The sequence below is a fragment of the Pseudomonas sp. PDM01 genome (assembly GCF_014852325.1).
Classification (GTDB): Bacteria; Pseudomonadota; Gammaproteobacteria; order Pseudomonadales; family Pseudomonadaceae; genus Aquipseudomonas; species Aquipseudomonas migulae.
In genome coordinates this window covers 198,934-214,269 of sequence record NZ_JACVBK010000006.1, presented here as the reverse complement: position 1 = coordinate 214,269, position 15,336 = coordinate 198,934, and the positions used below count along the sequence as shown (strand labels likewise).

At 58.7% G+C, this 15,336-nt stretch carries 13 protein-coding genes; 9 read left to right on the top strand and 4 right to left on the bottom strand.

Annotation, left to right across the window (positions count from 1 at the left end):
- Positions 1 to 37: 37 nt before the first annotated feature.
- On the bottom strand, positions 38 to 976 hold the full coding sequence (locus IB246_RS16980) for a DMT family transporter (protein WP_008036822.1): 939 nt from the start codon (positions 974 to 976) through the stop codon (positions 38 to 40).
- A gap of 94 nt (positions 977 to 1,070) precedes the next feature.
- Here IB246_RS16980 and IB246_RS16975 point away from each other — a divergent pair, with 94 nt between their 5' ends.
- Entirely contained in the window at positions 1,071 to 2,480 is a 1,410-nt protein-coding gene (locus IB246_RS16975; protein ID WP_192230087.1) for a PLP-dependent aminotransferase family protein, read from the top strand.
- 105 nt (positions 2,481 to 2,585) lie between these two features.
- Here IB246_RS16975 and IB246_RS16970 read toward each other — a convergent pair whose 3' ends face one another.
- Positions 2,586 to 3,404, bottom strand: coding sequence for a pyruvate, water dikinase regulatory protein (locus IB246_RS16970; protein WP_008027418.1), 819 nt, complete (start codon positions 3,402 to 3,404; stop codon positions 2,586 to 2,588).
- Positions 3,405 to 3,578: 174 nt separating this feature from the next.
- Between IB246_RS16970 and ppsA the strand changes: the two genes are divergently transcribed.
- The 8 genes from ppsA to IB246_RS16930 all read left to right on the top strand — a co-directional run bounded on the left by ppsA (position 3,579) and on the right by IB246_RS16930 (position 11,700).
- Complete coding sequence (ppsA, locus tag IB246_RS16965) at positions 3,579 to 5,954, top strand: phosphoenolpyruvate synthase (RefSeq protein WP_008027416.1); 2,376 nt, start codon at positions 3,579 to 3,581, stop codon at positions 5,952 to 5,954.
- Positions 5,955 to 6,117: 163 nt separating this feature from the next.
- Positions 6,118 to 7,107, top strand: a complete 990-nt coding sequence (locus tag IB246_RS16960; RefSeq protein ID WP_032832384.1) for an alpha/beta fold hydrolase — start codon at positions 6,118 to 6,120, stop codon at positions 7,105 to 7,107.
- 121 nt (positions 7,108 to 7,228) lie between these two features.
- The gene (rraA, locus tag IB246_RS16955) at positions 7,229 to 7,720 is read left to right on the top strand and encodes a ribonuclease E activity regulator RraA (protein ID WP_008037775.1); all 492 of its coding nucleotides are present in this window, start codon (positions 7,229 to 7,231) and stop codon (positions 7,718 to 7,720) included.
- A gap of 26 nt (positions 7,721 to 7,746) precedes the next feature.
- Positions 7,747 to 8,742: a zinc transporter ZntB gene (locus IB246_RS16950; RefSeq protein WP_008027409.1), complete on the top strand. Its 996-nt coding sequence runs from the start codon at positions 7,747 to 7,749 to the stop codon at positions 8,740 to 8,742.
- Positions 8,743 to 8,805: 63 nt separating this feature from the next.
- Entirely contained in the window at positions 8,806 to 9,054 is a 249-nt protein-coding gene (locus IB246_RS16945) for a hypothetical protein (RefSeq protein ID WP_007944521.1), read from the top strand.
- 2 nt (positions 9,055 to 9,056) lie between these two features.
- Positions 9,057 to 9,881 (top strand): mechanosensitive ion channel family protein, encoded by an 825-nt coding sequence (locus IB246_RS16940; protein ID WP_008027407.1) that lies wholly within the window; start codon positions 9,057 to 9,059, stop codon positions 9,879 to 9,881.
- A gap of 86 nt (positions 9,882 to 9,967) precedes the next feature.
- Positions 9,968 to 10,558: an RNA polymerase sigma factor SigX gene (gene sigX, locus IB246_RS16935; protein WP_017337463.1), complete on the top strand. Its 591-nt coding sequence runs from the start codon at positions 9,968 to 9,970 to the stop codon at positions 10,556 to 10,558.
- 107 nt (positions 10,559 to 10,665) lie between these two features.
- Positions 10,666 to 11,700 carry an OmpA family protein gene (locus IB246_RS16930; protein ID WP_008027405.1) on the top strand — a complete coding sequence of 345 codons (1,035 nt, stop codon included), beginning with the start codon at positions 10,666 to 10,668 and terminating at the stop codon, positions 11,698 to 11,700.
- Between the two features lie 125 nt (positions 11,701 to 11,825).
- Here IB246_RS16930 and cobA read toward each other — a convergent pair whose 3' ends face one another.
- Positions 11,826 to 12,596 (bottom strand): uroporphyrinogen-III C-methyltransferase, encoded by a 771-nt coding sequence (cobA, locus tag IB246_RS16925; RefSeq protein WP_008037774.1) that lies wholly within the window; start codon positions 12,594 to 12,596, stop codon positions 11,826 to 11,828.
- Between the two features lie 10 nt (positions 12,597 to 12,606).
- Complete coding sequence (locus IB246_RS16920; RefSeq protein ID WP_008037773.1) at positions 12,607 to 15,324, bottom strand: nitrate reductase; 2,718 nt, start codon at positions 15,322 to 15,324, stop codon at positions 12,607 to 12,609.
- Between the last annotated feature and the right edge of the window lie 12 nt (positions 15,325 to 15,336).

Below are 15,336 nucleotides of genomic sequence, written 5' to 3'. Positions count from 1 at the left end.
TCTTCGCCGGCAAGTCGGATCGCCGCACCGCTGGCTCCTACAGGTTCCGTGTCAGCCATTTCTCTAGCGGTAATTTGGTGATCGCAAACCCTGTCAACAGAATCGCCGAATAGATCATCAACTCTCGCGAAAGGCTTTGCCCCTCATACCAAGCGCCGATCACCACCGCGAACACCGGAAAAATGATGAACACAAACGACAAAATGATCGGGCTCAAGCGCTTGAGCAGCAAAAAATAAACGATAAACCCACCCACCGACGCCACCAGCCCAAGATAGAGCAGGGCGCCCCAGGAACGCAGGCTGATCCCATCGAACACCGGCGCTTCGACATTCAGCCCCGCGACAAACAGCATCAAGCCCGCAATGCCGATCGGCAGCGTGTTGTAGGTAATGACGCTGATCGCCGAGCCGTGTTTCTTGGTCACCACGTAACACAACGCATGCATCACCGCCGCACAGAGAATCGCCAGCACGCCGAACAGTTCAGCGTGGTCCAGATGCAATCCCTGGCTGCGAATAATCATGAACAGACTGCCGAAGCCGATGGCAATGCCGAGCACTTGTGACGGGTAGATTTTTTCTCGCAGAAACAGCGCGGAAAACACCAGGATGAACACCGGCATGCAACTGAACAACAGGGCCGTGAGCCCGGACGAAACATGCATCTCGCCGTAATTGAGCAAGTAATACGGCAGGCTGAAATACGACAGCGTCACGAACAGGAAAAACCAGCGGCTTTCCTTGGGGAACATCAACGGCTCACGACGGATGAGGGCGAAAACAAGGAACAACGGAAAGGCGATCAGGAACCGCAGCCCGGCGGCAGTCAGCGGTGGCACCGTTTCAACCGCAATCTTGATCCCGAGCCATGTCGTTCCCCAGCTCAGGCACACGATCAGAAACAGGACGCTGGTGATCAGCGCGGCTAACCAGGGTTTTCCAGTGCTTGAATTCGCGCTGAGAGCGATGGACATGATCGAGTTCCTTTTTTTTTGTCGGAATTGACCTGCATCTGCAAAAGGTCTATCCCTGATTGAACCTGCTTAAAGCACGCTATTCGGGACTTAAATGAGTGTCAAAGCAAGTATTGCCATGGTGTCAATCCTGCGCGACGGGCTCGTCAACGGACTGGGCGTGAAGTACAAGCGCCTGGCGGACGCCGTGGAAAAAGCGATCGTGGAAGGTGTGATCGAGCCCGGCTGCAAACTGCCGCCACATCGGCTGTTGGCCGACAGCCTCGGCGTGACCATCGGCACCGTCAGCCGTGCTTACGGCGAACTCGAACGCGTAGGACGGGTGGTCGCTCGCGTAGGAGATGGCACTTACGTGCGTCAGCGCGGGATGGAACGTCAGCGCGATGCTGGCTTTCGCAATGTCAGCGACGAGCCGCAGGCATGTTTCGACATGAGCCGTAATCAACCGATTCCGGGGCAGGAAGCACTGTTTTTAAGCCAGAGCTTGCAGGCGTTGGCGCACGATCCCGATGCCTTGCAGAGCATCAGTGGCTACACCGCCGATGCCGGATCGCTACGCCATCGTGCAGCGGGTGCGCACTGGTTACGGCACCTGCAATTTGTGCCGGATGCCGAGCAGGTCGTATGCGTGAACGGCGGCCAGCACGGTCTGTTGTGTGCCTTGATGGGGTTGCTCAAGGCGGGCGATACCGTGGTCACGGAGCACCTGACTTACCCGGGGTTGATCAGCGTTGCACGCATGCTTGGGATCAAACTGATCGGCGTCGCGATGGATGACGAAGGGCTGATGCCGGATGCGCTGGAAGACGTTTGCCGCAACCATCGTGTGTCGGCGCTGTACTGCACGCCGACGATCCAGAATCCTACGGCGGCGGTGATGTCCGTCCCACGGCGTGAGGCGATTGCCGAGGTCTGTCGGCAGCACAATCTGCTGATCTTTGAGGATGAAGCCCACGCGGTGTTGGCTCGGCAGCGACCGTTACCCTTGAGCTATTTCGCCCCGGAGCGCTCGGTGTTGATCGGCAGCCTGAGCAAAGCGGTTTCGGCGGGGTTGCGCGTCGGTTATCTGCATGCGCCGCAACCGTTGATCGGGCGCTTGAGCGCGGCGGTACGCGGAACGTGCTGGATGGCCAGTCCGTTGGCGCTGGAGGTGGCGAGCCTTTGGATCGAAAACGGTAGTGCGGCGCAGTTGCTGGCTCAGCAGATTATCGAGATCGGTCGGCGCAAGGCGTTGGTCAGTGGAGTGTTGGAGGGTGTGGTGTACAAAACCCATCCCGACAGCCCGCACTTCTGGATCGAAGTGCCCGAGCCGTGGCGGGCGTCGCAGATTGCGGCAGAACTCAAGGAGAACAATTACCTGGTCGCCACCGCCGAGGCGTTTGCGGTCGGGCATGGGGCGGTGCCGCAGTTCATTCGGGCGAGTGTGTGCAATTCGGCGGGGGATGATGGATTGTTGATTCGAGGGTTTGAAGTGTTGGTCGGAGCATTAACAGAGACCGTGTAATCGTTCATCGCGAGCAGGCTCGCTCCCACAGTGGATTTGCGGCGTTCACAAAACCCCTGTGGGAGCGAGCCTGCTCGCGATGGCGGCCTGGCAGACGCTGAATAACTACTTGAACCGCCGCTCCACACCTTTCTCCACCAGAATCTTCGCCGAAATCTCTTCCACCGAAAAATGCGTGGAGTTGATGTGCGCAATATTCTCGCGGCGGAACAGATTCTCCACTTCGCGCACTTCAAACTCGCACTGCGCGTAGCTCGAATAGCGGCTGTTGGGCTTGCGCTCGTTGCGGATCGCGGTCAGGCGGTCCGGGTCGATGGTCAGCCCGAACAACTTGTGCTGGTGGGCGCGCAGGGCGTTTGGCAGCGTCAGGCGCTCCATGTCGTCTTCGGTCAGCGGATAGTTGGCCGCGCGGATGCCGAATTGCATCGCCATGTACAGGCACGTCGGCGTCTTACCACAACGCGACACCCCCACTAGGATCAGGTCGGCCTTGTCGTAATAATGCGTGCGCGCACCGTCGTCGTTGTCGAGGGCAAAGTTCACCGCCTCGATGCGTTCCATGTAATTGGAGTTGCCACCGATAGAGTGAGACTTGCCGACAGTGTAGGAAGAATGCTCGGTCAGTTCCTGTTCAAGCGGTGCCAGGAAAGTCGAGAAAATGTCGATCATGAAACCATTGGACGTCGCGAGGATCTCACGGATGTCCTGGTTGACGATGGTGTCGAATATGATCGGCCGGAAGCCGTCGGTTTCGGCGGCCTTGTTGATTTGTTGTACCATGGCCCGCGCTTTATCCACGTTGTCGATGTACGGCCGCGTGAATTTGCTGAAGGTAATGTTTTCGAACTGCGCCAGGAGGCTTTGACCCAGGGTTTCGGCGGTAATGCCGGTGCCATCGGAGATAAAGAAAGCAGATCGTTTCATTTGCACCTTGGGCCTTAAGCTAGTGACGAATCTTGGATATGATAGGCGCGGTTTGCCGGCCTCGAGTGGCCCGCATTCTCACTTATTTTCCAGGTCCAGGCCATACAGCCGGCAAATGCTCCTTTCGAGCGCCGGCTTCTGAGCTTTTCCAACACAGTTAGTGGAGAGATCACCTTGGTAGAGTACGTAGTTTCCCTCGATAAGCTCGGCAAACACGATGTTGAGCATGTGGGGGGCAAGAACGCATCCCTGGGCGAGATGATCAGTAACCTTGCAGGTGCCGGTGTATCGGTGCCCGGTGGCTTCGCCACGACAGCTCAGGCTTATCGTGATTTTCTGGAACTGAGCGGCCTGAACGATCAGATCCACGCCGCCCTCGACGCCCTGGACGTCGATGATGTCAACGCCCTTGCCAAGACCGGCGCCCAGATCCGTCAATGGATCATGGAAGCCGAGTTCCCCGAGAAGCTCAACACCGAGATCCGCACCGCGTTCGCCACGCTGTCGGCCGGTAACCCTGACATGGCCGTGGCCGTGCGCTCTTCCGCTACCGCCGAAGACCTGCCGGACGCTTCCTTCGCCGGTCAGCAGGAAACCTTCCTGAACATCCGTGGTGTCGAAAACGTCATTCGCGCCGCCAAAGAGGTGTTCGCTTCGCTGTTCAACGACCGTGCGATCTCCTACCGCGTGCACCAGGGCTTCGACCACAAGCTGGTCGCCCTGTCGGCTGGCGTGCAGCGCATGGTCCGCTCCGAAACCGGCACCGCCGGCGTGATGTTCACCCTCGATACCGAATCGGGCTTCCGTGACGTGGTGTTCATCACCGGCGCCTACGGCCTGGGTGAAACCGTCGTACAAGGCGCGGTGAACCCGGATGAGTTCTACGTCCACAAAGGCACGCTGGCCGCCGGTCGTCCGGCCATCCTGCGTCGCAACCTGGGCAGCAAAGCCATCAAGATGATCTACGGCGAAGTCGCCACGGCCGGCAAGTCGGTCAAGACCATCGACGTCGACAAGGCCGATCGCGCACGTTTCTGCCTGAGCGACGCCGAAGTCAGCGAACTGGCCAAGCAAGCGATGATCATCGAGAAGCACTATCAGTGCCCGATGGACATCGAATGGGCCAAAGACGGCGACGACGGCAAGCTCTACATCGTTCAGGCCCGTCCTGAAACCGTGAAGAGCCGCACCCAGGCCAACGTCATGGAACGTTACCTGTTGAAAGAAACCGGCACCGTGCTGGTTGAAGGTCGCGCCATCGGCCAGCGCATCGGCGCCGGTAAAGTGCGGATCATCAAGGACGTGTCCGAGATGGACAAAGTCCAGCCAGGCGACGTGCTGGTTTCCGACATGACCGACCCGGACTGGGAACCGGTCATGAAGCGCGCCAGCGCCATCGTCACCAACCGTGGCGGTCGTACCTGCCACGCGGCGATCATCGCTCGCGAACTGGGCATTCCGGCCGTGGTCGGTTGCGGCAACGCCACCCAACTGCTGAAAGACGGCCAGGGCGTGACCGTTTCCTGTGCGGAAGGCGACACCGGTTACATCTTCGAAGGTGAGCTGGGCTTCGACATCAAGAAAAACTCCGTGGATGCCATGCCGGACCTGCCGTTCAAGATCATGATGAACGTCGGCAACCCGGACCGCGCCTTCGACTTCGCGCAACTGCCGAACGCCGGTGTGGGCCTGGCCCGTCTGGAATTCATCATCAACCGCATGATCGGTGTGCACCCTAAAGCGCTGTTGAACTACGACGGCCTGCCGCAGGAAATCAAGGACAGCGTCGACAAGCGCATCGCCGGTTACAACGATCCGGTCGGCTTCTACGTCGAGAAACTGGTCGAAGGCATCAGCACACTGGCGGCTGCGTTTTATCCGAAAAAGGTCATCGTGCGTCTGTCGGACTTCAAGTCCAACGAATACGCGAACCTGATCGGCGGCAAGCTTTACGAGCCGGAAGAAGAAAACCCGATGCTGGGCTTCCGTGGCGCCTCGCGTTACATCAGCGAATCGTTCCGTGACTGCTTCGAGCTCGAGTGCCGCGCCCTCAAGCGTGTGCGCAACGAGATGGGCCTGACCAACGTTGAAATCATGGTGCCGTTCGTCCGTACCCTGGGCGAAGCGAGCCAGGTCGTCGACCTGCTGGCCGAAAACGGTCTGGCCCGTGGCGACAACGGTCTGCGCGTGATCATGATGTGCGAACTGCCGTCCAACGCGATTCTGGCGGAAGAATTCCTTGAGTTCTTCGACGGTTTCTCCATCGGCTCCAACGACCTGACTCAGCTGACGCTGGGCCTGGACCGTGACTCCGGGATCATCGCTCACCTGTTCGACGAGCGTAACCCTGCGGTCAAGAAGCTGCTGGCGAACGCCATTGCTGCGTGCAACAAGGCGGGCAAGTACATCGGTATCTGCGGTCAGGGTCCTTCGGACCACCCTGATCTGGCCAAGTGGCTGATGGAGCAGGGCATCGAAAGCGTTTCGTTGAACCCCGATTCCGTACTGGAAACCTGGTTCTTCCTGGCTGAAGGTCAAGCTTCGGCTTGATGGTGTGGGAACGGCTCGCTCACTGTAGGAGCAAGGCTTGCCCGCGATGGCGTCTTCAAAATCGCTATCGCCAGCAAGCTGTGCTCCTACAGGGGGTGGCCGTTTTAAGAGATTGAAGTAGGGCGGGCTCCTCTGGATGCCGCCCTTTTTTGTGCAAGAGACTATGCAAAGCAGCAGCAACCTATTTCCTGTCGCCCTGATCAGCGCCGAGCGGCGCGGCGATCTGAGCGAAGACGTCTATCGTTTGAAACCCGGCAACAGCCCTGACGGCACCGTGGAACTGGCCGTGACCCGTCTGGGCATGGCGGACGCGCCCGCGCACGGTGGTGTGCCGGTGATTCTGTTGCACGGCAGCTTTTCCAATCGGCGCTTCTGGTTCTCCCCAAAAGGCCTGGGGCTGGGCGCCTATCTGGCGCGTCTGGGATTCGATGTGTGGATCGCGGAAATGCGCGGTCATGGCCTGTCCCAGCGCAACCAGAACTATCGCAAGAACCGCGTCGCCGACTACGCTCGTTACGATCTGCCGGCCATTGGCGCGTTCGTGCGCGAGCAGAGCGGCCAGGTTCCGCACTGGATCGGTCACTCGCTGGGTGGTATTACCCTGGCGGCAGCCTTGGGTGGCGGGTACATCGGTGAACCGGTCGTGGCGTCTGCGGCATTCTTCGGTACGCAAGTCAGCCGCACCTATTGGCCGTTGAAAATTCCGCCGGTGGAGTGGAGCGGGCGCTTCATTCTCAAGCGTTTCGCCCAATTGTCCGGTTCACGGCTCAAGCGCGGCCCGGAGGACGAGCCGATTGGCCTGGCCCTGGAAAGCATGCGTTGGTATGGCCTGTTCGGGCGTTTTGGCGATGCCGACAAGGATTGGTGGGCCGGATTGGCTGACGTTCAGAGCCCTGTGTTGGCCGTGAGTGCCGTCAGCGATCATCAGGATCCAGCGTGGGCGTGCCGCAAGTTGTTTGATCAGATCGGTTCCGAGCACAAGCAATTCATCAACCTTGGCCGCGAGCAGGGCTTTGGCGACAATTTCGGTCACGTGGAAATGTTGGTCAGCAAAGCGGCTCAAGCCGAAGTCTGGCCGTTGGTGGCGCGTTGGCTGTCGGACCAGCACACGCCTTTGCTCGGTGAAAAAGCGGATTTGGCCTCGGCAGTCTGAGCCCGATGCTCTATCAAGGGCATTCCGCTCTGATCGGCTTGCGGCTAAGATATGACGCATTGAGCTTTTCTGGTCACTTTGCGACATCCTCGATTGTCTTCCTCTTTACAGGAGTTTCTCGATGAACCATTACCTCACGCCTGACCTGTGCGATGCCTATCCGGAACTGGTACAGGTGCTGGAACCGATGTTCAGCAATTTCGGCGGCCGTGATTCCTTCGGCGGCGAAATCGTGACCATCAAGTGCTTCGAAGACAACTCGCTGGTCAAGGAGCAAGCCGAACTCAAGGGTAATGGCAAGGTGTTGGTGGTCGATGGTGGCGGTTCCCTGCGTCGCGCGCTGCTGGGCGACATGATCGCCGAGAAAGCCGCTAAAAACGGTTGGGAAGGGATGGTGATCTACGGGTGCATCCGCGACGTCGATGTCATCGCGCAGACTGATCTGGGCGTTCAGGCCCTGGCCAGTCACCCGATGAAAACCGACAAACGTGGCATTGGCGATCTCAACGTTGTGGTGACGTTTGCCGGTGTGACGTTCCGTCCAGGCGAATACATTTATGCGGACAATAATGGCGTGATCATCTCGCCAAGCCCGCTGAAGATGCCTGAATAAGCGTTGCACCAACCGAAGGGGTGAGGATGTTCGAGGAAGAAAACGCGCAGTGGGGGCTGGTGCATGCCCTGGTGCTGGATGGTAAAGGCGGCGCGCGTTCGATAGCCCGGACTGAACTCGATGACTTGCAGCTTCAGGCCCATGAAAGCCTGTGGCTGCACTGGGATCGCAGTCACCCGCAAACCCAGACCTGGCTGCGCAAATCCAGCGGTCTGAGCGAATTCAGCTGTGATCTGCTGCTGGAAGAGAACACCCGTCCGCGTCTTCTACAGCTTTCCGACAGCGAACTGCTGCTATTTTTGCGTGGGGTCAACCTCAACCCAGGGGCCGAGCCGGAAGACATGGTCTCGGTGCGGATCTTCGCCTCGGCACAGCGGGTTATTTCCCTGCGCCTGCGTCCATTGCGCGCCACCGACGAGTTGCTGGTGCAGCTCGCGGAAGGCAAGGGGCCGAAGACCGCCTCCGAACTGATCCTTTATATGGCCCAGTACCTCACCAACAAAGTGCAGGATCTGGTCAGTTGCCTCTCGGAAGTGGTCGATGAGGAAGAAGAAAAACTGGATGCCGACGAACGGTATTCACCCGAGCATGACTCCATTTTGCAGATCCGTCGCAGGGCTGCTGCGCTGAAACGTTTCCTGGCACCGCAGCGGGATATTTTCGGACAACTGACCCGGATAAAACTACCCTGGTTTGTCGAAGATGACGGCGACTACTGGAACGAATTGAACAACAGCCTGACCCGCTATCTCGAAGAGCTGGAATTGACCCGGGAGCGGGTGGGGCTGGTCCTCGAGGCCGAGGACAGACGTTTGAGCGTGCGTATGAATCGCACGATGTACCGCTTCGGGATCATCACCGGAATCTTTTTGCCGATGAGTTTTCTGACCGGTCTTTTGGGTATCAACGTCGGCGGTATTCCGTTCTCTGCCAGCCCGTATGGCTTCCTGATTGCCTGCCTGATGATGATCTCGGTGGCACTGGGGCAGTGGTGGTTATTCCGACGTTTGCGCTGGGTATGACGATGCGCCATGTGACCCGGGTAAATTTGACCGCGTCTTTCACAGACATCACGAGAGGTGCGTATGCACGATCCGTTTGAACAGTCTTTGCGTGACATGCTGAACGCTTCGCCGTCCACCCGCGACGACGATGCGTGTCTTGGGCGCGTCCTGAAAACCGCCAACCGCCAGGTCGGCGCCGGTGATCTGTTCAGCCTGCTGGGCCGCTGGTTGCCCGCGCTGATGATCGCCTTGAACAACGGATCGGCTCACGTCTCGCCGGTTTCCCGTCACCGTAAACCTACCGTTCGCACTGCTGATAAGGCTGATTGAATATGGAACTTGATCTCTGGACTCAGAGCCTCGTCACTGCAATGACTGCGTTATGGACCAAGGTTGCGAATTTCATTCCAAACCTGTTCGGCGCACTGGTCGTGCTGCTGTTGGGTTTCGTCGTGGCGAAACTTTTGGATACTTTGCTGTCCAAGTTGCTCGCCAAGCTCGGTCTCGACCGCTTGATGGGCGGCACCGGTCTGACAAAATTGCTGTCCCGGGCTGGCCTTCAAGTGCCGATTTCGACGCTGATAGGCAAAATTGTCTATTGGTTCGTTTTGCTGATTTTTCTGGTTTCTGCAGCAGAATCGCTTGGACTTGAGCGAGTTTCGGCTACGCTGGACATGCTTGCGCTGTATTTGCCGAAAGTGTTTGGCGCCGCGCTGGTGCTGCTGGTAGGTGTTTTGCTGGCACAACTGGCCAATGGGCTGGTGCGAGGTGCGGCAGAGGGCGTAGGGCTGGATTACGCCGCCGGGCTGGGGCGAATTGCCCAGGGCCTGGTGATTATCATCAGTATTTCGGTCGCAATCAGCCAGTTGGAGGTCAAGACTGACCTGCTCAACCATGTGATTGTGATTGTTTTGATTACCGTTGGTCTGGCGGTAGCGCTGGCCATGGGGTTGGGAAGCCGGGAAATTGCCGGTCAGATTCTTGCGGGAATCTATGTGCGTGAGTTGTATCAGGTTGGGCAACAAGTGCGTGTTGGCGAGGTCGAAGGTCAGATCGAAGAGATCGGCACGGTTAAGACCACATTGCTGACCGATGAGGGTGAGCTAGTCTCTCTCTCTAATCGGATTCTCCTGGAGCAGCATGTGAGTAGCCGCTAACCCGGCAAACCCTGCTAATGTATGCCGCCGCAAAATGCCCTGAAGGGCTGCGGCGGACATTGACCTGACTGTCGGCCAGACTTGTTTTGAATAAAGCTCAATCGCTCTCCACGCGCTACGACCCCCGCGAGCTCTCTGATGAGGAGTTGGTCGCGCGCTCGCATACCGAGCTGTTTCACGTAACGCGCGCCTATGAAGAATTGATGCGCCGTTACCAACGAACATTATTTAACGTTTGTGCACGATATCTTGGGAACGATCGCGATGCAGACGATGTCTGTCAGGAAGTGATGTTGAAGGTGTTGTATGGCTTGAAGAACTTCGAAGGTAAATCGAAGTTCAAGACATGGCTATATAGCATCACGTACAACGAGTGCATCACACAGTATCGGAAAGAACGGCGAAAGCGTCGCTTGATGGACGCATTGAGTCTGGACCCCCTCGAGGAAGCGTCTGAAGAAAAGGCGCCGAAACCCGAGGAGAAGGGCGGGCTTGATCGCTGGCTAGTGTATGTGAACCCGATTGACCGTGAAATTCTGGTGCTACGATTTGTCGCAGAGCTAGAGTTTCAGGAGATCGCAGACATCATGCACATGGGTTTGAGTGCGACAAAAATGCGTTACAAACGCGCTCTAGACAAATTGCGTGAGAAATTTGCAGGCATTGCTGAAACTTAGTTCGGCGCAAATATCTCTTACGTGTAGGCAAGTTCTGATAGACTTGCCGCCGAGTTGTCCCCCGGTTTGCGGGACTGCTTCACAATCACCAGATGGGGATTTAACGGATGAAACTGAAAAACACCTTGGGCTTGGCCATTGGTTCTCTTATTGCGGCCACTTCGTTCGGCGCATTGGCACAAGGCCAAGGCGCAGTTGAAATCGAAGGCTTTGCAAAGAAAGAGTATTACGATAGCCAGCGCGATTTCAAAAACGACGGCAACCTGTTCGGTGGTTCGGTTGGTTACTTCCTGACCGACGACGTTGAACTGCGTCTGGGCTACGACGAAGTGCACAACGTTCGTAGCGAGTCGGGCAAGAACATCAAGGGCTCCAACACTGCCCTGGACGCTCTGTACCACTTCAACAACCCAGGCGACATGCTGCGTCCGTACGTTTCGGCCGGCTTCTCCGATCAGAGCATCGGTCAGAACGATCGCGGTGGTCGTAACGGTTCCACCTTCGCCAACGTTGGCGGCGGTGCCAAGCTGTACTTCACTGACAATTTCTACGCCCGTGCCGGCGTTGAAGCTCAGTACAACATCGACCAAGGTGACACCGAGTGGGCTCCAAGCGTCGGTATCGGTGTGAACTTCGGTGGCGGCTCCAAGCCTGCAGCTGCTCCAGTTCCAGCACCAGCTGAAGTCTGCTCCGACAGCGACAACGATGGCGTTTGCGACAACGTTGACAAGTGCCCGGACACCCCAGCCAACGTAACTGTTGACGCTGATGGCTGCCCAGCAGTTGCCGAAGTCGTTCGTGTTGAGCTGGACGTTAAGTTCGATTTCGACAAATCTGTTGTTAAAACCAACAGCTACGGCGACATCAAGAACCTGGCTGACTTCATGAAGCAGTACCCATCCACCACCACTACTGTTGAAGGTCACACTGACAACGTCGGTCCTGACGCTTACAACCAGAAACTGTCCGAGCGTCGTGCAAACGCCGTTAAGCAAGTTCTGACCAACCAGTACGGTGTTGAATCGTCCCGCGTTCAGTCTGTTGGCTACGGCGAATCCCGCCCAGTTGCTGACAACAAAACTGACGCTGGCCGCGCTGTAAACCGTCGCGTAGAAGCGCAGGTTGAAGCTCAAGCTAAGTAATTAGCCCGCAGCTCTGAGAAAAGCCCGGCTTAGGCCGGGCTTTTCTTTGCCTGCGATTTGGGTTTTCGAATCACCGGCCCCCTGTAGGAGCCGGCTTGCCGGCGATGGTCGTCAACGATGACGCTTTAAGCCTGACACGCTGAGGTGATCTCAAGTTCTTCGCCAGCGAGCTGGCTCCTACAGGTTTCGGGGTGTGCCGCCACCGTACCGATCACCAGAATCGCCGGGCTTTTCAGCTCAAAGGCGCAGGCATCTTCCTCCATCGCTGTCAGATCGCTCCGACATTCCCGTTGATGCGGCAGGGAAGCGTTTTCAATCATCGCCACCGGCGTATCCGCCGCCATCCCTCCGGCCAGCAGTTGCTCGCGAATTTCACTGAGCTTCGCCACGCCCATGTACACCACCAGCGTTGTGCCACTTTGCGCCAGGGCTTGCCAATTCAGGCTGCTGCCATCCTGAGTGTGGGCGGTGACCAGTGTCACGCCACGCGCAACGCCCCGCAGGGTCAATGGAATATCGCATTGCGTCGCACCGGCCAGCCCGGCGGTGATGCCATTGACCAGCTCCACATCGACCCCGCGTTCGCGCAGCCACTGCGCTTCTTCACCGCCCCGCCCAAAAATGCATGGATCGCCACCCTTGAGCCGCACCACGCATTTGCCGTGTCGGGCATAACGCAGCATCAATCGATGAATGAACGCCTGAGGCGTCGAGCGACAACCACCGCGCTTGCCCACCGGAATGATCCGCGCCTGCGGGCAATGTTCCAGCACGGCGCCATTCACCAGGTCGTCGATCAGCACCACATCCGCTTCGCTCAGCGCCCTGACGGCTTTGAGGGTCAGCAATTCCGGGTCACCAGGACCCGCACCCACCAGCCAGACTTTTGCGTTCATAGTGTTTTCCTCACGAGATGACGGCGATCGGCTGCGCCGTGGCGGCCAGCAAACGCTTGATTTCCGGGACGCACGAGCCGCATTGCGTGCCGCAGCCCAATTCCTGTTTCAACCCCTGCAAATCCAGGCCTCGACGGATACCGGCACAGACCGCGCCTTGGCTGACGTTTTTGCAGTTGCACAAGGTTTTAGTGCCAGCAACCGATGTGGCGGCGTTGCCCGGTGGTGCGCTCAGCGGTGCAAGCAGCCAGCGCCGCAGTTGTTCATCGGCGCGACCTTCTTGCCAAAGGTCCTGCAGCCAGTGCTGTGCGAGGGTTTCACCGGCCAGGCGAATCGCGGTGATCCGGCCATGCTCGATCCGCACCCGTTTGCCGATGGCGCGCCGTGGGTCGTCGTACGCCAGGACCGGCCCTTCATTGAGCCCAAGGCAGTGGTCGATTTCGCATAACAATTGCGGATCTGGCGCTGTGGCGCTGGCAGCGCGTATGAGCAGCGCAGGGCGCTCGCGACCGGTGAGGCTGAGGCTGACGTAGGAAAACGCCTCACAGAGCGGTCGTAGCGTCTCAAAATGCTGTTGAACATCGCCCTCAATCAGTACGAAAAGGTTCCAGGGCAAATGCACGGGGTCGATTCGTACGCCGCTGTGTTTGAGTTCCGGTTGTTTCGACAACGGATCGAACGCCGGTTGGGTGAGCGCATTGACCCCGCCCTTCAGGAACCGGTCGCCCCAGTGCATCGGCAGAAACGCCTGGCCCGGACGCACGCTGTCATCGCTGCCCACGGCGACAATCACCGCGCCGCGACGGCTTTTCAAGCTGACCAGTTCTCCGGGTTGCAGTCCATGGCGATGCAATTCATCCGGGTGCAGGCTCAGTACGGCCTCGCTGACATGACCGAACAACTGCGCGGCAGTGCCGGTGCGGCTCATACCGTGCCATTGATCGCGCAGGCGGCCGGTGATCAGGGTCAGCGGGAATTGCCCATCGCGTTGTTCCTTGGCGGCAAGGTACGGATCGGCCACGAACCGGGCACGCCCGTTGGCGGTCGGGAAAATTCCGTCCCGATACAGTCGGGCCGTACCTTCACGGGCGCCGGCGGGAAACGGCCATTGCTGTGGACCGAGACGATCAATCAGCTCATGACTGATACCGGACAAATCCAGATCCCGGTCGCGCGTCAGGAGTTTGTACTCATCGAAGACCTGCGCCGGGGTGTCGAACGCAAACAGACTGGGTTGTCCGGGACGCAGGTATTTTTCCAGGCGCTGTGCGAAATCCACTGTAATTGCCCAGTCGGAACGCGTTTCTCCGGGAGCGACAATCGCCCGGCGAACGTGGGAAATCCGCCGTTCGGAGTTGGTCACCGTGCCGTCTTTTTCGCCCCAACTGGCAGCAGGCAGCAGCAAGTCGGCGAACGCGGCGGTTTCAGTGGTGCGAAAGGCTTCCTGCAACACCACGAACGGGCAGGCTTGCAGGGCCTCGCGCACGGCGCTCTGGTCCGGCATCGATTGCGCGGGGTTGGTGCAGGCGATCCACAGGGCTTTGATGGTTCCGTTACGAACCTGCTCAAACAATTCGATCGCGGTGAGCCCGGTGTTTGCCGGCAGTTGATCCACGCCCCAGTAGGCTGCGACTTCTGCGCGATGCTCGGCATTGGCCGCTTCGCGATGGCCTGGCAGCAGGTTCGACAGGCTGCCGGTTTCGCGGCCACCCATGGCATTCGGCTGACCGGTCAGGGAGAAAGGTCCTGCGCCGGGACGGCCGATCTGCCCGGTGGCCAGGTGCAGGTTGATCAGCGCACTGTTTTTCGCACTGCCGGCGGTGGACTGGTTCAGTCCCATGCACCACAGCGACAGAAAGCTCGGCGAGGTCCCGACCCACTCGGCGCATTGCTGCAGTTGCTCAACGCTGATCCCGCACAGCTGCGAGACCATTGGAGGCGTGTAGTCGCGCACCAGGTTTTTCAGTTCAGCCAGGCCTTCGGTGTGGGTCTCGATGAAGTCGCGGTCGATCCAGCCTTCCCACAGCAGCAGGTACAAAATCCCATGGAACAAGGCGACATCGGTGCCGGGAAGAATCGCCAGATGTAGGTCAGCCAAGTCGCAGGTATCCGTACGACGAGGGTCGATGACGATGACTTTCATCTGTGGTCGGCGGGATTTGGCCTCTTCCAGGCGACGAAACAGGACCGGGTGGGCGTAGGCCATGTTACTGCCGACGATCATCACGCAGTCGCTTGTCTCAAGGTCTTCGTAACTGCATGGCGGTGCGTCGGCACCGAGGCTGCGCTTGTAGCCGACCACTGCCGATGACATGCACAGGCGCGAATTGCTGTCGATGTTGTTGGTGCCGACCAACGCTCGCGCCAGTTTGTTGAAACTGTAGTAGTCCTCGGTCAGTAACTGCCCGGAGATGTAAAACGCCACGCTGTCCGGACCATGTTCGGCGATGGTTTCGGCGAACACGCTGGCGGCGTGATCGAGGGCGGTGTCCCAGTCGGTGCGGCTGCGGGCCAGGCCTTTGCCCAGGCGCAGTTCCGGGTACAGCGCTCGGGCCGCGAGGTCGCCGGTCAAGTGCAGGGTCGAGCCCTTGCTGCACAGCTTGCCGAAGTTGGCCGGGTGGGCCGGATCGCCGCTGACGCCGAGGATGCGCTCGCCGTCATGCTCGATCAGCACGCCGCAGCCGACCCCGCAGTAGCAACAGGTGGAGGCGGTGATCTGGCTGTTCATCAGCTGGCTTCC